The organism is Arthrobacter sp. UYEF3 (assembly GCF_040546245.1).
GTDB lineage: Bacteria > Actinomycetota > Actinomycetes > Actinomycetales > Micrococcaceae > Arthrobacter.
This window is the reverse complement of record NZ_JBEPNK010000003.1, coordinates 146,623-172,685: the sequence shown is the minus strand read 5'-3', so window position 1 is coordinate 172,685 and position 26,063 is coordinate 146,623. Positions and strand designations below refer to the sequence as shown.

The 26,063-nt window shown below is 66.4% G+C and carries 22 protein-coding genes and 1 tRNA gene; 9 read left to right on the top strand and 14 right to left on the bottom strand.

Features of this window, described 5'->3' with window-relative positions:
• Positions 1–31: 31 nt before the first annotated feature.
• Entirely contained in the window at positions 32–208 is a 177-nt protein-coding gene (locus ABIB14_RS03375; RefSeq protein ID WP_354234071.1) for a CsbD family protein, read from the top strand.
• Positions 209–758: 550 nt separating this feature from the next.
• Here the strand turns inward: ABIB14_RS03375 and ABIB14_RS03370 are convergent.
• The gene (locus ABIB14_RS03370; RefSeq protein WP_502909598.1) at positions 759–2,153 is read right to left on the bottom strand and encodes an FAD-binding oxidoreductase; all 1,395 of its coding nucleotides are present in this window, start codon (positions 2,151–2,153) and stop codon (positions 759–761) included.
• Between the two features lie 78 nt (positions 2,154–2,231).
• A complete protein-coding gene (locus ABIB14_RS03365) occupies positions 2,232–3,986 on the bottom strand; it encodes an L-lactate permease (protein ID WP_354234069.1) in 1,755 nt (584 codons plus the stop codon).
• Positions 3,987–4,269: 283 nt separating this feature from the next.
• On the opposite strand from ABIB14_RS03365, the gene ABIB14_RS03360 reads away from it, so the two are divergent.
• The 5 genes from ABIB14_RS03360 to ABIB14_RS03340 all read left to right on the top strand — a co-directional run bounded on the left by ABIB14_RS03360 (position 4,270) and on the right by ABIB14_RS03340 (position 10,026).
• The gene (locus ABIB14_RS03360; protein WP_502909596.1) at positions 4,270–6,444 is read left to right on the top strand and encodes a malate synthase G; all 2,175 of its coding nucleotides are present in this window, start codon (positions 4,270–4,272) and stop codon (positions 6,442–6,444) included.
• Entirely contained in the window at positions 6,441–6,869 is a 429-nt protein-coding gene (locus ABIB14_RS03355; RefSeq protein ID WP_354234067.1) for a GlcG/HbpS family heme-binding protein, read from the top strand. The genes ABIB14_RS03360 and ABIB14_RS03355 overlap by 4 nt, the downstream gene beginning before the upstream one ends.
• A 389-nt stretch (positions 6,870–7,258) precedes the next feature.
• Positions 7,259–7,846 carry a 5-oxoprolinase subunit C family protein gene (locus ABIB14_RS03350; RefSeq protein WP_354234066.1) on the top strand — a complete coding sequence of 196 codons (588 nt, stop codon included), beginning with the start codon at positions 7,259–7,261 and terminating at the stop codon, positions 7,844–7,846.
• Between the two features lie 263 nt (positions 7,847–8,109).
• Positions 8,110–9,213, top strand: coding sequence for an oxidoreductase (locus ABIB14_RS03345; RefSeq protein ID WP_354234064.1), 1,104 nt, complete (start codon positions 8,110–8,112; stop codon positions 9,211–9,213).
• A gap of 225 nt (positions 9,214–9,438) precedes the next feature.
• A complete protein-coding gene (locus tag ABIB14_RS03340; protein ID WP_354234063.1) occupies positions 9,439–10,026 on the top strand; it encodes an aldo/keto reductase in 588 nt (195 codons plus the stop codon).
• 379 nt (positions 10,027–10,405) lie between these two features.
• Here the strand turns inward: ABIB14_RS03340 and ABIB14_RS03335 are convergent.
• From ABIB14_RS03335 to galU, 5 genes are all read right to left on the bottom strand, one after another.
• Positions 10,406–10,481 (bottom strand) — tRNA-Ala (locus ABIB14_RS03335).
• Between the two features lie 46 nt (positions 10,482–10,527).
• Positions 10,528–11,328 (bottom strand): SDR family oxidoreductase, encoded by an 801-nt coding sequence (locus ABIB14_RS03330; RefSeq protein WP_354234061.1) that lies wholly within the window; start codon positions 11,326–11,328, stop codon positions 10,528–10,530.
• Positions 11,329–11,412: 84 nt separating this feature from the next.
• Complete coding sequence (locus ABIB14_RS03325) at positions 11,413–12,387, bottom strand: hypothetical protein (protein ID WP_354234059.1); 975 nt, start codon at positions 12,385–12,387, stop codon at positions 11,413–11,415.
• Between the two features lie 120 nt (positions 12,388–12,507).
• Positions 12,508–13,128, bottom strand: coding sequence for a GNAT family N-acetyltransferase (locus tag ABIB14_RS03320; RefSeq protein WP_354234057.1), 621 nt, complete (start codon positions 13,126–13,128; stop codon positions 12,508–12,510).
• A 4-nt stretch (positions 13,129–13,132) separates the two neighbouring features.
• Positions 13,133–14,038, bottom strand: a complete 906-nt coding sequence (galU, locus tag ABIB14_RS03315; RefSeq protein ID WP_354234055.1) for a UTP--glucose-1-phosphate uridylyltransferase GalU — start codon at positions 14,036–14,038, stop codon at positions 13,133–13,135.
• A gap of 110 nt (positions 14,039–14,148) precedes the next feature.
• Between galU and ABIB14_RS03310 the strand changes: the two genes are divergently transcribed.
• The 3 genes from ABIB14_RS03310 to ABIB14_RS03300 all read left to right on the top strand — a co-directional run bounded on the left by ABIB14_RS03310 (position 14,149) and on the right by ABIB14_RS03300 (position 16,107).
• Complete coding sequence (locus ABIB14_RS03310; protein WP_354234053.1) at positions 14,149–14,799, top strand: 5-formyltetrahydrofolate cyclo-ligase; 651 nt, start codon at positions 14,149–14,151, stop codon at positions 14,797–14,799.
• A gap of 131 nt (positions 14,800–14,930) precedes the next feature.
• Positions 14,931–15,188 (top strand): FmdB family zinc ribbon protein, encoded by a 258-nt coding sequence (locus tag ABIB14_RS03305; RefSeq protein WP_354234052.1) that lies wholly within the window; start codon positions 14,931–14,933, stop codon positions 15,186–15,188.
• A 391-nt stretch (positions 15,189–15,579) separates the two neighbouring features.
• The gene (locus ABIB14_RS03300; RefSeq protein ID WP_354234051.1) at positions 15,580–16,107 is read left to right on the top strand and encodes an RcpC/CpaB family pilus assembly protein; all 528 of its coding nucleotides are present in this window, start codon (positions 15,580–15,582) and stop codon (positions 16,105–16,107) included.
• A 63-nt stretch (positions 16,108–16,170) separates the two neighbouring features.
• Here the strand turns inward: ABIB14_RS03300 and ABIB14_RS18725 are convergent, their stop codons facing one another.
• From ABIB14_RS18725 to ABIB14_RS03270, 7 genes are all read right to left on the bottom strand, one after another.
• On the bottom strand, positions 16,171–16,479 hold the full coding sequence (locus tag ABIB14_RS18725; RefSeq protein WP_502909595.1) for a hypothetical protein: 309 nt from the start codon (positions 16,477–16,479) through the stop codon (positions 16,171–16,173).
• 57 nt (positions 16,480–16,536) lie between these two features.
• A complete protein-coding gene (locus tag ABIB14_RS03295) occupies positions 16,537–20,349 on the bottom strand; it encodes an AAA family ATPase (protein ID WP_502909594.1) in 3,813 nt (1,270 codons plus the stop codon).
• 210 nt (positions 20,350–20,559) lie between these two features.
• A complete protein-coding gene (guaA, locus tag ABIB14_RS03290) occupies positions 20,560–22,149 on the bottom strand; it encodes a glutamine-hydrolyzing GMP synthase (RefSeq protein ID WP_354234050.1) in 1,590 nt (529 codons plus the stop codon).
• A gap of 94 nt (positions 22,150–22,243) precedes the next feature.
• A complete protein-coding gene (locus tag ABIB14_RS03285) occupies positions 22,244–22,756 on the bottom strand; it encodes a DUF3817 domain-containing protein (protein WP_354234049.1) in 513 nt (170 codons plus the stop codon).
• On the bottom strand, positions 22,753–23,619 hold the full coding sequence (locus tag ABIB14_RS03280; protein WP_354234047.1) for an SURF1 family protein: 867 nt from the start codon (positions 23,617–23,619) through the stop codon (positions 22,753–22,755). Before ABIB14_RS03280 ends, ABIB14_RS03285 begins: the two co-directional genes overlap by 4 nt.
• A 76-nt stretch (positions 23,620–23,695) precedes the next feature.
• Positions 23,696–24,184, bottom strand: a complete 489-nt coding sequence (locus ABIB14_RS03275; protein ID WP_354234046.1) for a PTS sugar transporter subunit IIA — start codon at positions 24,182–24,184, stop codon at positions 23,696–23,698.
• A 59-nt stretch (positions 24,185–24,243) separates the two neighbouring features.
• The gene (locus tag ABIB14_RS03270; RefSeq protein WP_354234045.1) at positions 24,244–25,995 is read right to left on the bottom strand and encodes a glycerol-3-phosphate dehydrogenase/oxidase; all 1,752 of its coding nucleotides are present in this window, start codon (positions 25,993–25,995) and stop codon (positions 24,244–24,246) included.
• Positions 25,996–26,063: the final 68 nt, after the last annotated feature.

Sequence of the window (26,063 nt, the reverse complement as noted above, 5' to 3'; positions counted from 1 at the left end):
TGATCGGCCGCCAACCAGAGGAGGACACACCATGGGACTAGGCGACAAGATTGAGAACGCTGCTGAGAAAGCTGGCGGTAAGGGCAAGGAAGCTGCCGGCGCCGCCACCGGCGACGATAGCCTGAAGGCTGAAGGCAAAGCTGACCAGGCCAAAGGCGACTTGAAGCAGGCCGGCGAGAAGGTCAAGGACGCCTTTAAGAAGGACTGACCAGAACGCAGGCGGAGGGCGCACGGCTGACACAGCGGTGCGCCCTTCGTTATGCCTGGAACTCTGCGACTATAACTGGACCGGTCACTAAAACCGTTCCTGCAGCCGGGTCGCGAAGACCTATTTTGAGCGGCCCTCGACCACGTCCAGCAGGCGGGACGGGCCGGTGCCGTCCCTGATCGGGGTCAGGTCAATGATGACGGTGACGTCCTTATCGCCGCTGCGGGTGTGCCGCCAGTGGTTGCTTCCGGATGGGCGGACGCGTCGCCGGCGACGCGCCTCGGGCTGACGCCGCCGGAGAGCGCCGAGTTGGATAAGGCGACGAAAAAGGGCTATCTCCGCCGACTCCTGGTGGTTGACGTCGACAGCTTTTATTCACCAGGAAAAACTCACTTTACGAATGAGGAGTTGCTGCGGCGTCAGCGCTTGGCAGCGTGGACTCACTGGACTACCAAGCTTCTCGGCCGCCGGCCGTCGTCGAAATCTGCGACGACCCTTCCAGGTTGCCGCTCGACGGTTCGCAGAGCCTCCTCTTCAAGAGTTGATCTCCCTATATTGCCTTCCCTGGGTTGAGGATGCCGAGCGGGTCGAAGACTTTCTTGATCGCATGCTGCACGCCCAGTGAATCGTCGCCCAGCTCGTCGACCAGCCAGTCGCGTTTGAGCAGTCCGACGCCGTGTTCCCCGGTCAGCGTGCCGCCCAGGCTGCGGGCCAGCTCGAACATCTGGCCCAGCGCGGCCTTCGCCGGCCCCTCCGTGGAGGGCTGGCCCTCGTCCAGCACGATCATGGGGTGCAAGTTGCCGTCGGCGGCGTGCGCGACGGTGAATATCCGAACACCGGTGCGGCGGGAGATTTCCTCGATGCCGGTCACCATTTCGGCTAGATGGCCGCGCGGCACCCCGACGTCCCCTATGCAGACGTCGCCCAGCAGTTCCAGGGACGGGATCGCCTCCCGGCGGGCCCGCAGGAGTTCGGCGGTGCGCTCCGGGTCGGTGGCTTTTTCATAGGACGTGGCGAAGGGCTCGATCGCCCGGATCAGCACGTCTTGTTCCAGGAAGGCACCGTATCCGTCGGTCTGCGCCAGCAGGAAGGCTCCGCCGCGGCTCCGGTAGTCGGTCCCCAGAGCGGCATCGACGGCGGCCAGGGTAGGCCCGTCCATGAGCTCAAGCACCGACGGCGTGATCCGGGAAGCGATGATGGCGGACGCGGCTTGGGCGGCCGTGACAATGTCCGGGAAGAAGGCCGCGACGGTCGCAGTCGAGACCGGGAGCGGCCGGAGCCGGAGGGTGGCTTCGATCACCACGCCGAGGGTTCCCTCCGAGCCTATGAACAGGGCGTTGAGGTCATAGCCAGTGACGCCCTTGATGGTTTCGCGGCCGGTCACCAGGATCCGGCCGTCCGGCAGGACGACCTTCAAGGCCAGCACGGATTCCCGGGTGACGCCGTACTTGGCGCATCGCATGCCGCCGGCGTTGGTGGCAATATTGCCGCCGATGGAGCAGATCGCGGTGCTGGCCGGATCCGGGGCGTAGAAGAGGCCGTGCTCGCCGGCGGCGGCATTGACCTCGGCGTTGAGGACACCAGGTTCGACGACGATGAGCTGTTCCAGCGGGTCCACGCGCAGCACGCGGTTCATTTTGGAAAGGTCTAGGACGATCTCGCCGGCCTGGGCGGAGGAACCAGCGGCGAGGCCGGTCCCGGCGCCCCGAACGACGATGGGGATGCGTCCCGCTGTCGCACGGACCATGGTCTCGACGACGTCCTCGACGCTTGTGGCGTATACAACGCCGTCCGGGAGCGTTCCCGGCGTGTACCCGGACCGGTCGGTATTGACGCTTATCCGGTCGGCTTCGTCGGCGGAGCCGTGCCTGGCCGCGGCCAGGAGCGCCGCCCCCGCCTGCGCGTTAATGTCGTTTGCGGTAGTACTCACAGGTCTGCTCTCCATCGTGTGCTTGACGTTCTTCACCCGGCTCCGCCGGGCAACTGTCGGCCGGGACTCCGGCGTAACGGGCCCGGCCGTTTCCTAGGGAACCATCCAGCCCAGGATTGGTGTGGACTGCAGGAGGATGAGGATGGTGATGAATGCCAACAGCCCCAGACTCCAGCCCAGCAGCTTGCGGAACAGGACACTTTCGGCCCCGTCCAGGCCGACGGCGGCCGACGCGACGGCCAGGTTCTGCAGCGAAAGCATCTTCCCCAGCACCCCGGCTGACGAGTTCGAGGCTGCCATCAGCGTTGGCGACAGGCCGGTCTGCTGCGCGGCGGTGACCTGAAGCTGCCCGAAGAGTGAATTCGAGGAAGTGTCCGAGCCGGTGAGTGCCACGCCGATCCAGCCGAGCAGCGGCGAGAGGAAGGCGAAGAACCCGCCCGCGGAGGCCAGCGCGATGCCGAGCGAGTTCGTCTGGCCCGACACGTTCATGACAAACGCCAGCGCCAGGACGGACGTGACCGAGACGATGGTCCAGCGCAGCTGGAACAGCGTGTCGCGGTAGATACGGAAGCCCGGCAGCGGTTTGAGCTTGTAAAGGGCCATGGTGATAAGGCCTGAGATCAGCAGCAATGTGCCGGTGGCTTTCAGGTGGTCCAGTTTAAACTTGTGGGCCGCGACCGGGTGCCCGGCGGAGTCCACAGCGTCGATGCCGGGCCATTCGAAGGTGACGGAGCCGACGGCGGTCAGCCAGTTCTTCACATCAGGCAACTGGGCGATGGAGAACACGGCCATGATGATCAGGTACGGGGCAACTGCCATCCATACCTCCTTGCTCGGCGGCCTTACGGCAGCGCCTGCTGGCGTGTCCGCCCCGCCGACGTCGACGGGTTCGCCGTTGCGACTGACACCTCCGAGGCCGGAGGACGTGCCGTAGCCGGTACGGGCGGGAGCGCCGGCACTGACCAGCGACACCTCTGCGGAGTCGCTGCCTTTGACGTTGTGCATTCCGACGATTTCGGCCGGCTGCCAGAACCTGAGCATCAGCAGCACCGCTGCAACCGTCGCGATGGCGGCGACGACGTCGGTGAGTTCGACGACAAGGAAGTTCGAGGCGAGGAACTGCGCCACAGCGAACACTATTCCGGATACCAGCGCCACCGGCCAGGTCTGCCGCAGGCCGCGTTTGCCGTCGACGATGAAGACGAGGATCAGCGGGACCAGGACCGCGACGAAGGGGGTTTGGCGGCCGGCCATGGAGCCGAGGTCATGCAGCGGGATGTTTGTTACGCCGTTGAGGGCGATGATCGGAGCTGCCATCGCTCCGAACGCGACGGGGGCGGTGTTGGCCAGGAGTGCCACGATGGCCGACTTCAGCGGCTTCATGCCGGCGGCTACGAGCATGGCAGCGGAAATGGCCACCGGCGCGCCGAAACCGGCCAGCGCCTCCAGCAACGCGCCGAAGCAGAATGCAACGAGGATCGCAAGGATGCGCAGGTCGTTGGAGATGGAGCGGATGGTCCGGCCTAGAACCTCGAACCATGGCGTGGCAACCGTCAGCTTGTAGACCCACAAGGCGTTGATGAGGATCCAGAGAATCGGAAAGATGGCGTAGAAGGCGCCCTGGGCGGTGGCGCTGAGCACTTGGCCGAACGGCATCCGCCAGCCCACGATGGCCAGCACTATGGAGAGCAACAGGCTGGCTATAGCGGCCTTGGGCGCCTTTACCCGGAAGACGCCGAGCAGGACGAAAAGCAGGAGCAGCGGAAGCGCGGCAACCACCGCCGAGACAGCAAGAGACCCGGCAATCGGATCGATGATTTGCTGAAAAGGCTCAAACCTTGGACTCACAAAAACTCCTTTGTTTCCGGGCAACAGTGGGCCGGGCGGCCCGAGGTGAGAATCCAACCACGGCAAAAAATTCCACATGGTGAAGGTTGTCTCTTGTTTTGTGGATAGACCATATGTGAGATTTAGATCACAGTCAATGGTTGATGTCAGCCATTCGGGCTGCCGCCAATGAACCCGCGGAACGGCTTTGACAGCCATGGAGGCCTTGGCTACCTTTTATAAATCGATATATTTCTTCCGCATTATGAAAGTTGAACGGAGCGTGACCGGAATGCCGAATCACATGGAGACAAACGGACTCCACGTCGCGGAGGAGCTCTACTCCTTCGTCCGGGACGAGGCGTTGCCGGGGACCGGACTCGACGCCGAGCAGTTCTGGGCCGGCGCCGCCGCCCTGATTTCCGACTTCTCGCCACGGGTTCGGGAACTACTGAATGTCAGGAAGCTGCTGCAAAGCCAGATTGACGAGTACCACCGCTCGCAGGGCTCGACGTCCCTGGATCCGAAGGCCTACGAGGACTTCCTGCGGTCCATCGGGTACCTGGTTGAAGAACCGACCGACTTCAGCATCAGCACCAACGGCGTGGATACCGAGATCGCCACCGTCTCCGGACCCCAACTGGTGGTCCCGCTGCTGAATGCCCGGTTCGCCGCCAACGCGGCCAACGCCCGGTGGGGCTCGCTCTACGACGCGCTATACGGCACCGACGCCATCGACGATGCGGAAGGCCGCGGGCACACGGGGGGCTACAACCCGGTCAGGGGCGCCGCCGTCGTTGCGTTCGGACGCCGCTTCCTGGACGAACATACTCCCCTGGCCGGCGGATCCCACACCGCAGTCACCGCCTACCGGATCACGGACGGCGCCCTCGTCGCCGAAACCCCGGACGGCGAACTGGGCCTGGCCGACCCGGCACAATTCGCCGGCTACCGGGGCGAGGCCGGCCAGCCCGAGGCCGTGCTGCTGGTCCACCACGGCCTGCACGTGGAAATCCAGGTCGACCGCAGCCACCCGATCGGCTCCGGGGACGCGGCCGGCGTCAAGGACATCGTGCTGGAATCCGCTCTGACCACGATCATGGACCTTGAGGACTCGGTCGCCGCGGTCGACGGCGGGGACAAGGTGGAGGGCTACCGCAACTGGCTCCAGCTGATGCAGGGCACGCTGACGGCCGATGTGACCAAGGGCGGCCGCACGCACACCCGGCGGCTCAACCCGGACCGGACGTACACCGCAGCCGACGGCTCGGAGTTGACGCTGCCGGGGCGGTCACTGCTGCTCATCCGCCAGGTCGGCCACCTGATGACCAGCGACGCCGTCCTGGACGCTGACGGCGCTCCGGTTCCCGAGGAAATCCTCGACGCCCTGTTCACGGGCCTCGGCTCCGTGCACGACCTGCGCGGCCCCCACGCCGGGCACAACTCCCGGGCCGGCTCGGTCTACATCGTCAAACCGAAGATGCACGGCCCCGCCGAAGTCGCCGTCGCCTGCGAACTGCTGGCCGGCACCGAGAAAGTGCTCGGGCTCGACCCGCTCACCCTCAAAATCGGGATCATGGATGAGGAACGCCGCACATCGGCCAATTTGAAGGCCTGCATCCGCGAGGCACGCGAACGCGTTGCGTTCATCAACACCGGGTTCCTGGACCGCACGGGAGATGAGATCCACACCTCCATGCTCGCCGGACCCATGGTCCGCAAAGCGGACATGCGCAACTCCAGCTGGATCAAGTCCTACGAGGACGCCAACGTCGATATCGGACTTGCCTGCGGGTTCAGCGGACGCGCCCAGATCGGCAAGGGCATGTGGGCCGCACCGGACAACATGGCAGACATGCTGGCCCAGAAGGCAGGCCACCCGCTCGCGGGCGCGGATTGCGCCTGGGTCCCCTCACCCACCGCCGCCACCCTCCACGCCATCCACTACCACCAGGTAGACGTCGATGCCCGGCAGGCCGAACTCGCCGGAAAGCGCCGCTCCACCCTCCGTCAGCTGCTCACCATCCCGTTGGGCGACCCGGCGGGCTGGTCGGAGGAGGACCGGCGCAACGAATTGGATAACAACATCCAGAGCACGCTGGGGTACGTCGTGCGCTGGGTGAACGACGGCGTCGGGTGTTCCAAGGTGCCCGACATCCACGGCACCGCCCTGATGGAGGACCGCGCCACCTGCCGCATCAGCTCCCAGCACGTCGCGAACTGGCTGCTGCACGGCATCGTGACCCGGGAGGATGTGGAGGCATCGCTGCGGAGGATGGCCGCCGTCGTCGACGAACAAAACGCCTCCGACCCGAGCTACACGCCGATGTCCCCCGCGTTCGACGGCGAGGCGTTCCTCGCCGCCCGTGAACTCGTCCTCGAGGGCGCGGCCCAGCCGTCCGGCTACACCGAGCCCGTGCTGCACCGGCGCCGGGCCGCGCACAAAAATGCCGGCAACCTGGCAAGGAACGCATCATGAACCTGACCCTGGAATCAGCCCGGACCATCATCGACAAAGCCCTCGCCGCGGGCCAGGAGCACGCCTTCAAACCCCTCACCGTCGTTGTGCTTGACGCCGGCGGCCACGTTACCGCCGCGGCCCGCCAGGACGGAGCCTCGAACAACCGTTTCGAGATCGCCCAGGGCAAGGCTTACGGGGCGCTGGCCCTCGGCATGGGTTCGCGGTCCATCATGGAGCGGGCCGAGCAGCAGGCGTACTTCATCGCGGCGGCCACCGCTGCCCTTGGCGGCCGGCTGATCCCCGTTCCCGGCGGCGTGCTGGTCCGGGATTCCGACGGCGCCATCCTGGGCGCCGTGGGCATCAGCGGTGACAGCTCGGACAACGACGAGAGCGCGGCCGCGGCGGCGATCACTGCCGCCGGCTGGACGGCACAGGTGGACTGACACTCCAGATGTTCCAAAAGTTCGGGTTGGCTGACCTGAACACGTTCGATAGATCCTCGGATGTGGTCTACGCGATAACCGAGCTGCCACGTGGACGACAGCAGGGCGCAGATTGCATGACGCCAGGGATCCACGCCTTAGCGACCTGGGTCGACAGCGATGTCAACGATCCCGCAACGGGTATGAAGTGCAGGTCTAGAAACTGGACAGGACGAAGTGCCCTTCGAGCCAGGAAATACAGCGTCCGAGCAGCCATCACCGGTATCTACCGTCTGATCATGGTGGCGGTTGAGGCCCATGCCCTAACGGGCCATGGGCCTCAACCGCTGCGGAGTTTCCCGGATACAGCAGGGCTCCGATTCAATTCCGGGCGCGGCCGAAATAACCGTTTGGGTGCGATTGGCGGATTCCACGGCCGCAAGCTGGAGGCCGGCGACCAGGTTCCTGTCGGCAGCCCGTTCCATGGCGGAGCGGGACCCGACGCCGATACTGTTCCGGAAGAATTCCGTCCGCTCTTCGCAAGAGAGCAGACTGTCAGGATCGTGCTGGGCCTGTATGACCACCGGCTCACGGCCGAAGGGCTGGGCAACCTCCTGAACAGCGAGTGGAAGGTGACCCCCGTGGCCGACCGAATGGGTTTGCGATACTCCGGCCCCGGCGTCACGTGGAAAGAACGGGAGCAGCCTTTCGGTGCCGGTTCCGACCCGTCCAACATTGTGGATGCCGGCTACGCCGTCGGGTCCATCCAGATCCCCGGCGGCACCCAGCCCATCATCCTGCACCGTGATGCCGTCTCCGGCGGCGGCTACGCCATGGTGGGAACAGTCATCAGCGCCGACATGGATCTGCTGGCCCGCGCCGCCCCCGGTACGTCCACAAGATTCGTCGCCGTCGCCCTGGATCAAGCCCTCGCGGCGCGCAAAGAACTCGCTGAACGCAGGCAGAACGCCCGCACAGCCCTCGGCGCAAGCCACTGATCACAGCTGCAGAGCAGAATCCGAAGGCACCTTCGGATCGGGGCGCTACCTTCCAACCATTTCTCCGGACACGGAGAGGTGACGATGACAACCCAGGCACCCCGTCAACCACCTCCGCCTGACGCCTGCTCCAAAGCCCACGGCCGCAACACGGCCCGTGCAGGAAATATAAGCCCGGGCTGTGTCGTTGGCAGTAGCTAAGGGGTTGCGCTTCAACGCGGCTTGCCTTGTTCCTTCCCCCACATCCCTTGAAGGAGATATTTGTGCCGAATTTCGCACCCCTCTGGTCCCCTGTTCAAATCGGTGCCACCGGGCTGTCCAATCGTGTCGCCCTGGCTCCCATGACGCGCATCAGCGCCACCGAAGACGGGCATGCGACAGAGAGAATGGCCTCCTACTACGAGTCCTATGCCCGCGGTGGCTTCGGGCTATTGATCACCGAAGGCATCTACCCGGACACCGCATACAGCCAGGGATACCTGTTCCAGCCGGGCCTCGCCACCAAGGAACAAGCACAGTCCTGGGCCAAGGTCGTCGATACCGTCCACTCAGCCGGCGCAAAAATGTTTGCCCAGCTCATGCATGCGGGCGCGCAGACCCAGGGGAACCGTTTCGTGGACTCCACCGTCGGACCCTCCGCAGTGGCACCCAAGGGCGAGCAGCTGGCGTTCTATCGCGGAGAGGGCCCCTACCGTGTCCCTGTAGAGATCACAACGGACCAGATGGACGAGGTCCGGGCAGGTTTCGTCACGGCTGCGCTGCATGCCAGGGAAGCCGGATTCGACGGTGTCGAAATCCACGGCGCCAATGGGTATCTCCTGGATCAGTTCCTCACCGACTACCTGAACCACAGGACCGATAATTACGGCGGTTCACCGGAGAATAGGGTGCGGTTCGCCGCCGAGATCTGCCGCGCCGTACGCGAGGCCGTCGGACCGGACATGACAGTAGGAATCCGCGTTTCCCAGTCCAAGGTCAGTGACAATGACCACCGGTGGAGCGGAGGAGCCGAAGAAGCACGGACTATCTTTGCAACCTTGGGCGCTACCGGGATTGATTTTATCCACACCACCGAATACCGGGCAGCGGCCCCGGCATTCGAAGACGGCGCTGAGTCCCTGGCTGCCCTGGCCAAAAAGTACTCCGGAGTTGTCGTGATCGCCAACGGCAGCCTCGACGACCCCGAAACTGCCGCGTCTCTGCTCCGTGACGGTGCTGCCGACGTGATCGCCCTCGGAAAGGCAGCCCTGGCGAACCGGAACTGGCCGCACCGGGTACGGAACAACCTGGCCTTCGATGAGCTCGACACCAGCCTGTTCGCCCCGGTCGCGGACGTCAAGGACTGGGAACTCGAACTTCCCGCCTAAGGAACACACTGCAAACGGGCGGGCCATGTTTCCCGCTGGGGCCGCCCGGCATCATGTGGAAGGAGTTGTTGCTCGCCCAGGACGCAGCCTGATGGGCAGCTGTGCCGGATGTGCTATATCCGGGGGAAGGCCTGGCCATAGTGCCCGCAGCGCCACGCGGCGTGTCTTTAGTGCTTACTCGAAGACACTGACTCCGCGCCCGAAGGCAACGGTCTTTGATGGCCAGTGCCCGAGGCTGGGCTCTGCGTAGAACCAGATCGCATAGACGATCTGGCGGCCGTTGACTTCCACACTCCGGACGCAGTTGTAATCATCGGGGAACAAAGTCGTGCTCCGCTCTGGCGCCGAAAATCGGGCAGCCCCGGGTGCAGGAGCTTCAAGGCAGGGCCGCGTGCAGGCCCGGACCGTCCACCCACTGTCTGCCTGCCGGGTCAGGGCTGTTCGAACAAGCCCACAAGCCGTGCACGGCCGGTGGCATGCGAAAAAAGATTCGCCCGGGGACGGCTGGCCCGGCAGTGGGGTGGGCAAACACCGCGAAGCGGAACGGATGTCTTCGGGACCACGCTGTACGAGGACGGCCACAAGACCATCGTGGACGCAGTCGGCCGAGTTGCCGAACGGCGGGGCGTCCCGCGTGCACAGGTAGCCCTGGCTTGGCTCCTCCAACAACCGGCAGTGACCGCACCCATCATAGGAGCCACCAACGAACGGCACCTCAGCGATGCCGTGGCGGCGCTGGAGCTTACACTCGACAAATCAGAACACGCTGAGCTTGAATCTCCCTATCTCCCACACCTCCCGGCCGGATTCTGAAGTGTCATCCGGTCTTCGGGCACCGATTCATCACCCGCGGAACCGAGACCCAGGCTTCAGCACCGGCCCGAACCGGGATCCAGCGACCAGCAGATCTGGCCAGCCTTTGCTACGAAGCACGGGCTGACCCACAAAGTCAGGCCACCCGTGCACAACGGCCTTGACAGGCCGAAGTACACCGCGACAGCATCAGACCAGCCGGTGCAACTGACATCCCCGAATACGGGAGGGCTTGAGGGTAACCCATACCCGCGCGCCGTCAAGACAACTACTCCGCCTGTTGTGGGGTAATCCCTCGATCCAAAATGTTGGGTTGCACCAAAAAACATCAAAAGCAAAGCCCTCCAACCGAACGTTTCAGCAGGTCAAAGGGCTTTCATGGTGGAGCTAAGGAGATTCGAACTCCTGACCTCTTCGATGCGAACGAAGCGCTCTACCAACTGAGCTATAGCCCCGTAAGAAAGCCGTTCCCGGGGGAACGGCGTTTCCAACGTTCCTAGGCTACAAACTATCCGCCCGCATTGCCAGCCAGCCCTCGAAAGTCTGCGTGCCGTGTCGTTCCGCGGGCGCCAGGTTGAGGCCGGCACGCAGGTATTGGCCCATCCCGCCCGGCAGCGGCAGCGCCACCAGGCGTCCGCGCGACCCCGAGGCGTGCTGCCAGCTTCTGGCCAATTCGCGCATGCCCACAATCTCGGGACCCCCGATGGTCCGGGTGCAGTGCCGCTCGTTGGACGGCGCGGCCAGCGCCGCCTCAAGCAGGCCGGCGGCCACCTCGGCGGGCGCGATCGGCTGGAACCGCGCACCCTTCACCACGGGCACAAGCCGGACCCTGGCGCCGGCGCCAAACACGCGTGCGAGCAACGAATGGAATTGCGTGGCACGAAGCACCAGCGTCTCAAGTCCGGACCGCTCATAAACCTCTTCTTTGGCCGCCTTGGACCGGTAATATCCGACGCTGCTGCGGTCGCAATTGACGATCGAGAGCATCACGGCCTTGGCGACCCCGGCCTCCTGCGCGGCGGCCACCAGCCTCGCTCCGCCGTCGGCGAAGTTCTTCAGTGCCTTGCCCCATTGTCCCTCGAGGCAATCGATCACGACGTCGGCGCCGGCCAGTGCCGCAGCCAGCCCCTCCCCCGTCGTCACATCACCGCGGAAGTAGTCCGCGCCGTCGTCGTGACCGGCAGACCCGGGCGGGGGCATATTGCGGCTGAGCACGGCCACCCGGTGCCCGGCGGCAACTGCCAGACGCACCACCTCGCGGCCCACCTGTCCGGTTCCCCCGGCAACGCAGATTCTGGTCATGCTTGTCAGGCTACCGCCAGCAGGGATGAAAAAGCCCCGGCCGGCCGATGCGACGGCCGCCCGGGGCGGAAATAGGAGCTCAGATCAGGCGCGGCGGCGCTGCAGGACGTCGTCGAGGTTGCTCAGTGCGCTCTGGCCCTTACCCAACGGCTTGGACTCGGCATCGGACGTCTCCGGCGGGCGGACCGAGGCCTGCTTGAGCGAAGGCTTGCCGACAGCCTTCGGGGCTTCCGGCAGGTCCAGCGGCTCGGGAGCAGGGCGTTCGGCTTTGGGCGCCTCTACGTAGCTTGGCTTCGGAACCTCCACGGGCTCCCAACTGGAGTTTGCCGCGGAGGCGGCATCTTCGACGCGGCGGACGGAAGTGTCGCCCGACGCGGCGGCTTCGGCCAGGGCGGCCTGCCGAAGTTCGTCGGCTGTTAGGGGTTTAGCGGCGGCCGGGAGCGCCGTGGCGCCGGCTTCGGCGTCGAACAGCGGGCTCTCCTTCGCCGGCCCCGCTTCGGGGATGACGGCTGCCCGGTCCGGGCGCGGTTCCGTTCCGGCGCCGCGCGCCGGCGAGCCCATGGCCGAGCGGAACGCAGCATCGACTCTGCGCCGGCGATCCCGCACTGCAAGCTTGCGGAGCGACACAACCGCGGCGGCCGCACCGAGCAGCGTCAGGACGGGCAGCCAGCCGGACCCAACCCCGAAGAGCCGCAGGACACCGGACACGACGCCGGTAAGCAGCGAGAGCAGACCCAGCAGAGCGAGGGCCAAACGGCCGTAGCGGATCCGGAACGCCGGGCCGGCCGCTGCGGTCTTCCGATCGCCGTCGAGGTCAAGGGAACTCGGGGCGGACTGGGGCCGCTGCGTACTCGTCATCGGTTTCTCCTGCGGGGCCGCCATTTTCATGACGTATCCGGCCTGGGGGTCTGTTTTGTCTATATTTACGACGTCCATCAGGAATTCACCCGCCGGCTGCAGCCGGGGGCGGCCATTCCGGAGCATGTAGGGGGCCACCCACACAAGCCAGAGCGCAACAACAATGACAAGGATCACTGAGCTGCTAAGAGGGAAGTCCACAATCAAAACGGTATGAGCAAGACGACGACGCATGCGGCATTGCCGTCGGTGTGTCGCGAGACAACTGCCAAATCACTGGATATATGACGAAAGCGCTGGTCAGCCGCGTATTGGCGATGGCTACGCGGGACGGTTTTCCAGCCACCGGGCCAGGAGCCCTTCGGGTGCTTCCTCAGCGGTCAGGGCGAAGGTGCGGTGGTCCGCCCACTGCCCGTTGATGTGCAGGAAGCGCGGCCGGTATCCCTCGTCACGGAACCCGAGTTTCTCCACCACCCGCAGGCTCGGCCGGTTTTCCGGCCGGATATTGATTTCCATCCGGTGCAGCCCCAGCGTGCGGAAGCAGTGGTCCGTGGCCATCGCAACGGCGGTCGGTGCTATGCCGTGGCCCGCGCGGTCCCGGTCGACCCAGTAGCCGAGCGTGGCCATCATGGCCGATCCCCAAACAATGGATGAGACTGTCAACTGCCCCACGATCACAGGGTCCTTGAAGCCAGGCGTCCAGGCCGTGATGACGAAGGGCAGCGCGGTGGCCTGGGCGGCCTGCGATTTGAGCGAGCGCACCATCTGGCGGTAGTCGGGCAACCCGCCGCCGGGAACCGGGTTGGACGCTTCCCAGGGGGCCAGCCACTGCTCGTTATGGGCCCGCAGTTCGCTCCACTCCCTGCGGTCCCGGTATCGGATGGGACGCAGCACAAGGTCGCCGCACTCCAACGTCACCGGCCAGGTGAAGCTGCCCCCCACGGAACTATTTCGTCAAGCTGGAAGCGAAGCCGGGCAGCCATTCGCGCAGTCCGGGGCCGAGGTCCTCGCTGTCGCAGGCGAGCTGGACGCAGGCCTTGAGGTAGCTCAGCTTGTCGCCGGTGTCGTAGCGGCGGCCGCGGAAGACGACGCCGTACACGCCGTAACCTTCGCCTTCGCCGGCGGAAAGTTCCTGCAGGGCGTCGGTAAGCTGGATTTCGCCGCCGCGGCCGGGCTCGGTCCGCTCGAGGACCTCGAAGACCGCGGGGTGCAGGACGTAGCGGCCGATGATGGCCAGGTTCGAGGGGGCTTCGTCGACGTCCGGCTTCTCCACGAGCTGCTTGATCCGGACGTACTCCTCACCCTCAACCGCCTCGACGTCGGCGCAGCCGTAAGCGCTGATCTGCGAGGGGTCGACCTCGATCAGGGCCACGACGGAGCCACCGGTCTTCGCCTGCACCTCGATCATGGTGCTGAGCAAATCGTCTCGGGCATCGATGAGGTCATCGCCCAGCAGGACGGCGAACGGCTCGTAGCCGACGTGCTGCTTGGCGCGCAGCACGGCGTGGCCAAGGCCCATCGGGTCGCCCTGGCGGACGTAGTGGATGTCGCCGAGGTTACTGGTGGCCTGGATGGACTCCAGCTTGGCGGTGTCGCCCTTGGCCTCCAGCGTCGCTTCCAGGGTGGGCACCCGGTCGAAGTGGTCTTCGAGCGCCCGCTTGTTGCGTCCGGTGATCATCAGGATGTCATTCAGGCCGACACTCACGGCCTCCTCGACCACATACTGGATGGCCGGCTTGTCGACGACTGGCAGCATCTCCTTCGGCATCGCCTTGGTGGCGGGGAGGAAACGGGTGCCGAGGCCCGCAACGGGGATGACGGCCTTGCGAACTGAGGCGTTTGGTGTGGTCACTCGACTAATCTAGCGGAGGGGGCAAACATCAGGTAATTGTCGCGGCGGCATGTCTGCCGCGGCATCCCGTCGGGCGCGGAGGCGCCGCCCAGCCGAAAGGACGCCATCGCATGACCACCAAGGACGAGATCCGGTCCCGGCACAGGCTGAGCCGGGCCGCCTTGTTGCCGGCAGATCTGGACGCCGCCGGTAATGCGCTGGCCCGCCGCGGGCTGGCGTGGGCGGCGGGACTGGCCGACGCCGGACAGAGCACCTTTGCCGCTTACCTCGGCGTCGGCTCCGAGCCGCCCACCATGCCCCTCCTGGCGGCCCTGCACGACGCCGGCCATCGCGTGCTGCTCCCGGTCTGCGAACCGGACCTCGCTCTGAGCTGGGTGTACTGGACCCCCGCGTCAGCCTTTGTCCGCAGCCGCTACGCACCCATCCAGGAGCCTGCCGGTGAGCGACTCGGCACGTCCGTAATGCTGGGTGTGACCGGGATATTCCTGCCCGCCACCGCCCTTGACCTTTCAGGCAACCGGATCGGCCAGGGCGGCGGCTATTACGACAAATTCCTTGCCGCCCTGGCAGCCCTGCGCCGGGGCGGCGCCGCAGCGGAAACCGCCCCGGTCCCGACGGCGGCGGTCGTCTTCGACACCGAGGTGTTGCCCGCCGGCAGCATTCCGGCGGAGTCCTTCGACCGGAAGGTGGCTTCCGCCCTGACGCCCGGTGGTCTGGTCCGGCTGACAGCGCTTACCGAGGAGCACTCCGGCGGGTGTTAGAATTGGCACTCAGGCCCTGAGACTGCTAATGCACGATTCAAAACGCTTGGTTCCGCTCCACCGGTTATGGTGACGGCGCCCCGCCCGCTGCAGTCGAAGGACCTACTCGTTTGCCCCTGAGGAGGAACCCAGTGCCCACCTATGCATATGCCTGCAAGGACTGCAGCCACGCCTTCGAGATCGTGCAGCCCTTCACGGACAGCTCGCTGACATCCTGCCCGGAATGCGAGGGGACCCTGCGCAAGAAGTTCAACAGCGTTGGCGTCGTGTTCAAGGGCTCCGGCTTCTACCGGACCGACTCCCGCGCCGCCAACGGCAGCACAGTGGCCCCCGCACCCGCCCCGGCAGCACCTGCGCCTGCCGTGACGGCGTCGGCTGCGGCCAGCTAGGATTCCCGACCCCGCCAGCGGCTGTCCGGCTGGGCGTTGCCCATGCAGTGCGTTGTCCGCGCATCCTGTTATCGACTCAGCTTGTTATCCACATAGCCGCGCCCAGGTCTGACGCCGCCGCGCGGGACCGTCATAGCGTGGCGTCATGGCCCATCACAGCCGCCCGTCAGACAGCTTCCCAGCACCGCCAGGGGCACCGTCCCTGTCCTTCGTATCGGGTGGGTCCCGGCCGCGCCGCATAGCTTTCCGCTCCGGCACTTCCCGCAAATTGCCGCCCCGCCGGCGCCTCGGAGGTTGGCTCCGGCGAAACCGCCGGCTGGCTGTTGCCCTCTTACTGTGCCTCGCCACCGGCCTGGCGGTGCAGCAACTGACGCCGGCACCCGAGGCGACCGTGCCAACCTGGGCAGCGGCCCAGGATCTCCCGGCCGGCAGAGTACTGGCGGCCGTCGACCTCGCTTCCGTCGAGGTCCCGCCTGGGGTGCTTCCCGGCGGTTCCCTCGGCCACGCGGCGTTAGAGGGTAAACAGCTCGCCGTGGCCCTGCGCAAGGGCCAGCTGTTCTCGGATTCCCAACTCGTCGGACCGGGACTGCTGGCCGGCAGCCCGCCCGGGGCCGCCGCCGTGCCGCTCCGCATGGCTGACCCTGCGTCCATCCAGCTGCTCTCTCCCGGCCAGCTTGTCAACGTGGTGATGACCAGCGGCAACGGCTACGACCAGGCCGCGTCGTCCCAGGTACTCGCCTCCGCGGTTCCGGTCCTGTGGACCTCCGCGCACGGAAGCCGGGCCGGCCAGTGGCCCGACGCCGGGGAGACGGACGGCCTGATGGTGGTGGCGGCCGACCCGGTCCAAGCCGGGAGACTCGCGGGCGCATCAACGCAGGGCAAGCTGTTCTTTGTCTTGGTGGGCGCGCGGCCAGGCTAGGCGGATGACGGCCGGGCGGCCGGGCGGCCGGGCCGCCTGTGCGGATTCAGCCCCTGTGCGGATTCAGCCCCAGTGCGGAGGCTTCTGCTCCTGCAGCCAGGCGTCGTGGTCGTAGCTTCCGGTCCGGTCGCCCCAGCGGCGTGGATCGTCTTCTGCCGCCTTGTTGGGCAGCACTCCCCCGGGTCCGGCGGCGCGCGCAGCAGGCCCGTGCTTCGGTTTTTGCTGCTGCGGATCGCGTTGCGCGTCCTCGGCCGTCGCATGTACGCCGGGGGCAGCCTGTGAGGCAGCCCCCTGAGCACTCCCTAGGTCTTCAGCGCGGCGTTTACTTCCGCGCCGCGCGGTGTTCTCATCCATGTCGCCGTCTGCGTTCATGCCGCCGACCTCCTTGCTGCGAATCGCTCAATCCTGCCCACGGGCCTTATCCGCCGCTTATCCTCGCTCCGCGGCGGACGCGTAGATTCCCTGTCCGTCTCCCACGCTCATGTTCTCGATATCGTCGGAAAAGCCTGGCGAGGTGCCGAGCCGACTCGGAGCCACCGGCTTCTCCAGGCCGAGATATCCGCCGATTCGGTCTGCGCACACCGAGGGATCCGTGAATACCTCTATGGTCCATAGTGGCATGTACCGCCAGCCCATGCGTTCCAGCAGTTGCGGGCGGAGCCGGCTGCGCTCACGCACTGTCATCCGCCGGTATCGATCCGTACCGTCAGACTCGATGGCGACCGGGCTGGGGACTTCGGCGTCGTCCTGGCCGATCGTGTGCATCGGGTCGGCCGCGGCCACCATATCCAGGACACCGTCGTACTGATGCCAGACCCGCGCCCCGCGTGCACGAAGGCGGTCGCCCAGGTCGGCCACCAGCGGATCAGCGCCGAGGGCCTGTTCGCTGGCCGCGGCACGGGAGGCCGGGCTGCCCAGATCGGAGTTGCCGGCGATTTCACGGTCCAGGAGTTCGTAGAAGTCCACCGCACCGTGGCTCAGGCGGGTGACGTCCAGATCCTCGGGTCGGAAGCAGCTCAGCACGTGCAGTGAGCGCCGTGCCCGGGTCATCGCGAGGGCGAACCGGGCGCGGCCGCCCTCGGCGGACAGCGGTCCGAGGTTGTGAAGGGCACGCCCGTGCGGTGTGCGGCCGTAGCCGGGAGAGAAGATCACGCGGTCGCGGACCAGGCCCTGGGCCCGTTCCAGATCCACTACCCGGAACGATTCTTCGCCGGCGGTGAAGAAACTACCCAGCAGGGGGTGGTCCGGCAGCTGCCGCCGGATGGCTTCGCCGATCCGGGCCGCGTGGCGCAGGCTGCCTGTGACGACCGCCAGCGAGGTGCGGGGACGAAGTCTCGCGTGCTCAAAGACCAACTCCACCGCACGGTTCACTTCGGCTACGACCGACTCGACGCCGTCGTGGTCCGCGCTCGGCAGGCCTGTCCCGTCGGGCAAATATTCCACCGTCAGCGCGCGCTCCAGGCCGGTCGCCGACTGGCCCTCAGGCAGTCGTCGGAGTTCGCCGTCGTAGAACCCCTTGCTCAGCTGCCGCACGACGTCTTCGTCAACGGCACGGTACACGGTTCGCAGTTTCCGGACCGGCAGCACCTCCGCCAGGGCCTGGTAGGCACTGTCCACGCGCTGGTGCGAGCTCTCGCCGGCGGCGAGCCTCTCAACCCCCACGGTGAAACTGCGCGGGCTGGCAATCTGGTCGTCGCCGAAGGCTATGACCTGGCGGGAACGCGCGACGGCGGGCAGCACAGCCTGCAGCGACGTCGCCTCGGCATCGAGGATCACCACGGCATCGAAGCGCTGTTCGGCCGGCAGGAGGCTGGTCAGGAGATAGGGGCTGACGGACCAGACCGGCACCAGCATGGGGATGAGCTCGGGTGACTGCCCGGTCAGTGCCGCCGGCGTTACCCGCCCGTCCTTAAGTAGGCTGCGTAGCAGCTCGGACTGCCGGGGATGCTCGGTGAGGGCGGCCCGCCAGCGTTCAGCCAGTTTCCAGCGCAGCCGTGCAGCGCCGCTGGCGATGTGCGCGTTGTCCGCGAGCCGGTACTCTGCCTCGAGCTGGCGGAGGGCGTCGCCGTCGGACATGGCGAGATAGTCGTCGCCGCTGATCATGGCTTCCAGGGCCGACTGCCACCAGGCCAGTTCAAGCTCCGCTGCCACCGATTCGGCGGGCACCTCGCGCTCGGCCAGGTCGGCGAGCAGCTCGCCCAGGCCATGCTCGCGCATGTTCTCCACCAGCAGCGTCCGCTCGGGCAAGGTCTCGAGCGTGCCGGTATCCGCGACGAGGCGGTTGAGGCGGTCCATCAGCTCGTCGTAAGGGGTGTCGCGGACAGCTCCGCCGGCGTGGGTGTGCCGGACGGCCGCGCCGAGCTCGTCCAGCTCCGCTTCCAGTTCCCGGAACATGGCGGTGATCTCAGCCAGTCCGGAAGGCACGGCAGGGTGGCGCTGGGTGGTGGCGTACTCCGCCCACGTGGCGCGCTGGTCCTGGACCAGCACCAGCGAACTGTGGAGGTCCGCGATGTGCACCCCGGGGCGGACGTACTCCTTGGCGACACGGCGCAACCGGGAACGCTGCATGGAGGGCATGTCGATATTCCGCTCCCGGCGCCACGCGGACGGGGCGGTGGCCGAGATGAGGTCATGGACCGGCCGGTCGAAAATGTCGGGAGTGAACTTGTCCAGGCTTTCGCGGACCGCGACCAGCAGCGCGATCTGGTCACCCCACTCGGTGAAGGTCCCGCCGAGCCGGATCTCGGCGTGCTCTGCGACGCCGATCATCCGCTCGCGCAGCAGCGGGAGCTTCTCCGCGACGGAGCAGGCCACCTGCTGCGCCTCCTCGGTCTCCTTACGCGTCAGGAGCCGGGCCCCATGCCACGGGCTCATCGTCGACGCACGGCTGAAACTGCCCAGTTCGGCCGCGCGTCGGAGCCGTCCCGCCAGTTCCTCACGGTCCCGGATGCTGTCCAGCACGCTGCGCTTGAGCCGGACAGTCGTGGCCGGCGCCGGGTGGATCGCGGTCAGCGCCGCGAGCGACTGCATGGCCTCATACGGAGAGCATCCCCAGCGCTGCCGGACGTTATGCAGGGAAGCCACATGGTCCATCAGCGCGTGCCGGTGCGCGGTCAGCGTGGAGTGAAGGTTCTTCAGCTGCGGTTCGAGCGACTTTTCGTTGCGGACAATCGCCCGGACCAGTTGGCCCTTGAGCTGCAGCGGCGTGGAGCTGCCAGCAAGCGGGACGAGCACCGATTCGAGCCCCAGCGTGTCCAGGTGACCGGAGAGCTCACCAAGGCTGGCCCGACGATCGCCGATAACCAGGACGCTCTTGCCCTCGTCAATCAGCGCGCCGATGGTGTTGATGGCGGTCTGGGTCTGGCCGGTGCCGGGCGGGCTGCTCACCACGAGCGAATCGCCGGCACGCACCGCGTCCACGACGTACTGCTGGTCAGTGTCGGCGTCGAGCAGGAGGAGCTCATCGGCCGGGCTCCGCTGATCCGTGCTCGGGAACCTTCCGTCCTGGAGCACGGGCACGTCCGCCGGTTCGCCGGTTGAGGAACGCACCAGCGCCGCCACCAACGGGTTGTTCGGGTTGATCCAGGGGTCATCCAGGTTCCCGGAAAGGTCGGCGAAGGTCGAGACCAGCAGGTTGTGCTCGATTTCGGCGCCGTGGATCGGCTGGATCAGGGTGCCAAGGCGCTCCAGGACGGGCTGCGGATCGTACCGGGCCGTACTGTAGGCCATCCGGGTCACGGCGTTGACGTCGAAGACGATCCCGTGAATGGCCTTCAGGTGCCGGACCAAGGCTGGGTTGATCCTGGCCTGCTCGGTGAGCTGGAGTTCGTAATCGTCTTCGCCGGGGCGGACGGTCAGGGAAATGGCGGTGAGCATGACCGGCGCGGAGACGCGCTGCGGCTTGCCGCCGACGGCAGACGTCCAGACGACGGTTCCTGCCGAGAAGTAGCCCGCGTCGATGCCGCGGTCGTTGGCGAGTTCGAAGATCTTGGAGCGAAGGTTGCGTGAGGCCCGGGCGGCGACGACGAACTGCTGGCGGTCGCGGATCAGGGTCGACAGACGGGTGCGGCGGCCGGCCATCAGTTGCGCCAGGCCCGAAGGATGGGCGTGGGTCAGGTCTACGGAGCCCTCGGGAGTTTTCGTGAAGCGCAGCATGGTGTCTGCTCCGGTGACGGGTTTAAGACCCGACAGCCATTTCCTGAGCTCCTCGGAGCCCTCGGGGTGGCCTTGACCTACTGACACTGCTGCCTTCTTTTCTGCTCTCGCGGTTTCTGCGTTCGCGCGGGACGCTCTGGACCATACCGGCATGCTTTCGAGGGTAGCCCGAATCCGGCGCGGGTGCGGGGCCGCAACACTGGCGGACGCCAAATTCATGGGGTAAATCGCAGGCCGGCCGCCCGGCACCTGAAATAGAGAATGGCCGGCCTCCAAGGAGGCCGGCCATTCACAACGCTATTCCCACTCGATGGTTCCCGGCGGCTTGCTGGTGACGTCCAGCACCACACGGTTGACGCCATCCACCTCGTTGGTGATCCGGTTCGAGATCCGGGCCAGCAGCTCGTAGGGCAGCCGGGACCAGTCCGCCGTCATGGCGTCCTCGGAGGACACCGGCCGCAGCACGATGGGGTGCCCGTAGGTGCGGCCGTCGCCCTGCACCCCGACGCTGCGGACGTCGGCAAGCAGCACCACCGGCATCTGCCAGACTTCATCGTCGAGGCCGGCAGCGGTCAGCTCGGCTCGCGCGATCGCGTCGGCTTTGCGCAGCAGGTCCAGCCGCTCCTTGGTCACCTCGCCGACGATCCGGATGCCGAGGCCCGGGCCCGGGAAAGGCTGCCGGCCGACGATCTCCTGCGGCAGGCCGAGCTGGGCGCCGACGGCACGGACTTCGTCCTTGAACAGTGCCCGCAGTGGTTCCACGAGTTCGAACTGCAGGTCTTCCGGCAGTCCGCCCACATTGTGGTGGCTCTTGATGTTCGCCGAGCCTTCGCCGCCGCCGGATTCGACGACGTCCGGGTACAGGGTGCCTTGGACCAGGAACTTGATCTTTTCGCCGTCCGCAGCGGCCTCGGCGATGATGGCGTGCTCGGCTTCCTCAAAGGCGCGGATGAATTCCCGGCCGATAATCTTGCGCTTGGTTTCCGGATCGCTGACGCCGGCCAACGCTGCCTGGAAGCGCTCCTGTTCGTTGGCGACGTAGAGCTTGACGCCGGTGGCGGCAACGAAGTCGCGTTCCACCTGCTCTGCTTCGCCTTCGCGCAGCAGGCCGTGGTCCACGAAGACACAGGTCAGCTGGTCGCCGACGGCGCGCTGCACCAGGGCCGCTGCCACGGCAGAGTCGACGCCGCCAGAGAGTCCGCAGATCACCCGGGAGTCGCCGACCTGCGCGCGGATCCGGTCGATCTGTTCCTCGAGGATGTCGCCCGTGGTCCAGTTCGGTTCCAGCTTGGCGCCCTTGAACAGGAAGTTCTCCAACACCTGCTGGCCGTAGGCCGAGTGCTTCACTTCGGGGTGCCACTGCACGCCGTAGAGGCATTTCTCCTCGTTGGCGAACGCGGCGACGTCGGCGCCCGCCGTCGTCGCGAGGACCTCGAAGCCTTCCGGGGCCTCGTGGACGGAGTCGCCGTGGCTCATCCAGGTGCTCTGGTGTTGCGGCATGCCTTCGAGGATGGAGCGGCCTTCGCCGAGGACGGTGGTCTCGGTGGCGCCGTATTCGCGGAGCCCGGTCTGCGCGACCTTGCCGCCGAGCGCGTTGGCCATGGCCTGGAAGCCGTAGCAGATGCCGAACACCGGGACGCCGGCCTCGAACAGTTCTGCGCCGACGCTCGGGGCGCCGTCCGCATAGACACTTGCGGGGCCGCCGGAGAGGATGATGGCGGCCGGGTTCTTGGCCAGCAGCTGCTCGGTGCTGTAGGTATGCGGAACGACTTCCGAATACACATTCGCTTCCCGGACGCGGCGGGCAATCAGCTGCGCGTACTGGGCACCGTAGTCAACAACCAGCACGGGCCTGTGGGACGTCTGGGATGCAGTGGGAGTGGTCACCCTCTCAGCTTACTTGGCAGCGCCGGTCGCCCGCACCTAGAGAAGCTGCGCGTAAGCGAACTCACAAGACGGTGCGCCGCTGTCTGCGAGCGGATCAGTAGCGCTGGGACGCCTGCGGATTGGCGGCCAGTTCCGCCTCCACCTCGGCGTGAAACTTCTTCTCCACGAAAAAGGACAGGAACGGCACGACGCCGCCCAGGGCCAGGATGATGAGCTTGGCGAAGGGCCAGCGCATCAGGGTCCAGAGGCGGAAGTTGGAGATGAGGTAGACGACGTACATCCAGCCGTGCACGATCAGCACCGTGACAGAGACGTTCACTCCCCCGATGGCTCCCGGCGGCTCGGCGTCGGCGAAACCGAAGCCGAACGGTTGGCCGGTGACAGCGCTGGTGCCGCCGGCGAACAAGTACTGGCCGAAGCTGTAACGGGCGATCAGCTCCGAGCAGAGCAGGAGCAGCATGGAGCCCGTGAGGTAGGCGAGGACCTTGTAGAACTTCAAGGCGGAGCGGATCTGCGCCTCGGTGCCGCCGAAGCGGCGCTTCTTGCTGCCGGGCCTTCCCGTTCCGCTGGGCTGCTGCGGCTGGACGGCCGGTCTGGGCTCGATCATGATTGCACTCTCGGATTGGTTGGATGCGGGTCGGTTTCGGGGGAACCCGCGTTCCGGGGTCCGCCCGCGGAGGCTCGGATGGCCGCCGCTTCGTCTTCGGCGTCTTCGAGGCCCCGGCGGTAGTCGTCCTTGACCAGGCGCCACCAGATGAAGAGCGCGAAGCCAGCAAAAACCACCCACTCCGCGGCATAGAACAGGTTAAGCCAGTTGACCGTCTGCGCGGGCGGCTGCGGACCGATGTTCAGCGGCTTAACCGGACCGGAGGCGGCCACGTCGACGCCGGCGGAACGCTCCGCACTGGCTGCGACAAAGCCGGGATAACTGCTGACGTCCCAGACGTTGATGAGTTCTGCGACGGAGACGGCGCTGGCGCGACCGGAGCCGGCATCCGTGTTGGGCACCGGCGCTTCGGACGGTATGAGGCGTCCGGTGAGTACAATTGCGCCCGACGGCGGCGCCGGGGCGTCCGCGGCATCGGCCACCCAGCCGCGGGCCACCGGAATCCAGGTTTGCGGCGAGGCCCCGGCACCGGTCAGCGCGGGCGCGCCCTGGACAGCGAAGGCGGAGACGATCCAAAAGCCCTTGGCGCCGTCGTTAAGCCGGCCGGGCACCAGGACCTGTTTCTGCGGATCATAGTGGCCGGACGCGGTGACAACCTGGTCCGCGACCGAGCCGGCAAAGAACTCTCCCGGCTTCAGCACCGCGGTGAGCGGGCGGGATTCCTCGGTTCCGGTGGAGACCGGCGCCTCGGAGCGTGCGGAACGGTCAAACTGCCACTGGCTCAGCAGCACAAAGACGCCCGACATCACGAGCGCAAGCAGGAGGCCTGCGATCCAGCGGGGTTGAAGGGCGGTTTTCAGCACCCCTTAACCGTACTTCGTCCGCGTGTAGAACAACGAAACGGGCGTTGGTTCCCTAGAGCGGGGCCTGCCCCGATCTCTAGTGGTCGAAGAACACCAGGCTGGAATTGATCAATTCGGCGATCACCTCGGGATCGTAGGCGCGGCGGAGGGACTCCCGGAACGACTCCTTGGACAGCGAGCGTGCCAGGGTGGCAAGCACCTCGAGGTGGTCCGAGAAGGAACTCGCCGGTGTCGCGATCAGCAGTACGACGGTGGCGGGCCCGTCGGCCGCACCAAAGTCCAGCGCCCTGCCGTACTTCGTGACACCTACCGCGATCGAGGTGCGGGCAACAGACTCGCTGCGGGCGTGGGGCAGCCCGATCCCGCCGGGAAGGCCAGTGGCCATTTGATGCTCGCGGGCGTTGACGTGGCGGAGGAACCCGTCAAGGTCGGAAATCCGGCCGGCCTCATACATCCGCTGCGCGAGCTGCACGGCGGCGTCGTACTTGTCCTCCGCATCAAGCTCCAGGATCACCATCTGCGGCGTGGTGAGGTCGGCATCGTACCGGTCCAGTGATTCCGCCAAGAGGTGTCCCTTCGAAGTGGCGTCGGTTCGCGCCGGTAGTGCGCCCTTCGGCGCCCCGGTCAGCGCAGCGGAACGATGTCCTCGACACCCAGGCGTGCGGCGTCCGCGGATTCGTCGTCCGGCTGCTCCTGGCTCAGCCGTTCGGCGGCGACCCGGGCCAGATAGTGCTTGATTTCGCTCTCGCGCTGCGCGTCACTCCAGCCGAGAACCTCACCGATCAGTTTAGCGACCACCGGCGCCGCGGACACACCGCGGTCCCACGCCTCGATCGATATCCGGGTCCGTCGGGTCAGCACATCCTGGACGTGGCGGGCACCCTCGAACCTGGCCGCGTAAACCGCCTCGGCGCCAAGATAATCGTCGGCACCGGGCAACGGCTCCGCCAGCTCGGGGTTCTCCTTGATCAGCGCCAGCACCTCCGGGGCCATCGAGCCGTACCGGTTGAGCAGGTGTTCGATCCGCGCCACGTGCACCCCGGTTTCCTCCGCCATCCGGTTGCGTTTGTTCCACGCGGCCTTAAACCCGCTGGCGCCCAGCAGCGGGATGGACTCGGTGCAGGACGGCGGGACGCGCTCGTCCATGCTGCGCGTCGCCTCGTCAACTGCGTCCTTCGCCATGACCCGGTAGGTGGTCCATTTGCCCCCGGCCACAACAACGAGGCCGGGAACCGGGTGGGCTACCACATGCTCGCGGGACAACTTGGCGGTCGAATCGTTCTCCCCCGCCAGCAGCGGGCGCAGACCGGCGTAAACACCCTCGACGTCCTCGCGCGTCAGGGGCCGCTTCAGCACCTTGTTGACGTGTTCGAGGAGGTAGTCGATGTCCTTGCTGGACGCCGCCGGGTGCGCCTTGTCCAGGTGCCAGTCGGTGTCGGTGGTGCCGATGATCCAGTGCCGGCCCCACGGAATCACGAACAGCACAGACTTTTCGGTCCGCAGGATCAATCCAACCGTGGACTGGAAGCGGTCCCGCGGCACCACAAGGTGTATGCCCTTGGAAGCTCGCACCTTGAGCTGGCCGCGGTCCGTGACCATGGCCTGGGTCTCGTCGGTCCAGACGCCAGTGGCATTGATGACCTGCTTAGCCCGGATGTTGAAGCTGGAGCCGTCCTCATGGTTGACGACCTTGGCGCCGACGACCCGTTCGCCCTCGCGGATGAAATCCACGACCGCCATCTGGTTCACTGCATGCGCGCCGTAGTAGGCTGCCGTGCGCACCAGGTTGGCGGCGTATTTGGCGTCGTCGACCTGGCCGTCGTAGTACCGGATGGATCCTACGAAAGCATCATCCTTGAGGCTCGGCGCCGCCCGCAGGGTGCCGCGGCGGGACAGGTGCTTGTGGAACGGAACGCCCCGGCTGTGACCGCCGGTAATGGACATGGCGTCGTAGAGGGCGATTCCGGCGCCGATGTAGGGCCGTTCCACGAAGCGCTTGGTGAGCGGGTACAGGAACGGCACCGGCCTGGCGAGGTGCGGTGCCAGGACGGAAAGAATCAGTCCGCGCTCGTGGAGCGCCTCCTTGACCAGCGCGAAGTCCAGCATCTCCAGGTAGCGCAGGCCGCCGTGGATGAGCTTCGAGGACCGCGACGAAGTGCCTGCCGCCCAGTCGTTGGCCTCCACAATGGCCACACTCAGGCCGCGGGTCACTGCGTCCAGGGCGGCCCCGGCGCCGACGATGCCGCCGCCGACGATCAGGATGTCGATCTCCTTGCCGGGTTCCGTGCTGGCTTTGAGGGCAGCGAGCGACGCTTCGCGTTCCGCTGGCCCCAATGCGCCGCCCGCCAAGGGAGCCCCACCAGGAAAACTGTTCATCTCGCGCCTCCATCCGGATCAAACCTCGTAGTCCACCACACTACTTCCAAGTTCTCCAGATGGGCAGG

Bases quoted from the DNA above. Each gene is read 5' to 3' on its own strand.
- ABIB14_RS03310 (WP_354234053.1), top strand. From the start codon at position 14,149: ATGACCACCAAGGACGAGATCCGGTCCCGGCACAGGCTGAGCCGGGCC.
- ABIB14_RS03375 (WP_354234071.1), top strand. From the start codon at position 32: ATGGGACTAGGCGACAAGATTGAGAACGCTGCTGAGAAAGCTGGCGGT.
- ABIB14_RS03370 (WP_502909598.1), bottom strand. From the start codon at position 2,153: ATGGAGAGCAGACCTGTGAGTACTACCGCAAACGACATTAACGCGCAG.
- ABIB14_RS03270 (WP_354234045.1), bottom strand. From the start codon at position 25,995: ATGAACAGTTTTCCTGGTGGGGCTCCCTTGGCGGGCGGCGCATTGGGG.
- ABIB14_RS03285 (WP_354234049.1), bottom strand. From the start codon at position 22,756: ATGATCGAGCCCAGACCGGCCGTCCAGCCGCAGCAGCCCAGCGGAACG.
- ABIB14_RS03330 (WP_354234061.1), bottom strand. From the start codon at position 11,328: ATGACCAGAATCTGCGTTGCCGGGGGAACCGGACAGGTGGGCCGCGAG.
- ABIB14_RS03355 (WP_354234067.1), top strand. From the start codon at position 6,441: ATGAACCTGACCCTGGAATCAGCCCGGACCATCATCGACAAAGCCCTC.
- ABIB14_RS03360 (WP_502909596.1), top strand. From the start codon at position 4,270: ATGGAGACAAACGGACTCCACGTCGCGGAGGAGCTCTACTCCTTCGTC.
- ABIB14_RS18725 (WP_502909595.1), bottom strand. From the start codon at position 16,479: ATGAACGCAGACGGCGACATGGATGAGAACACCGCGCGGCGCGGAAGT.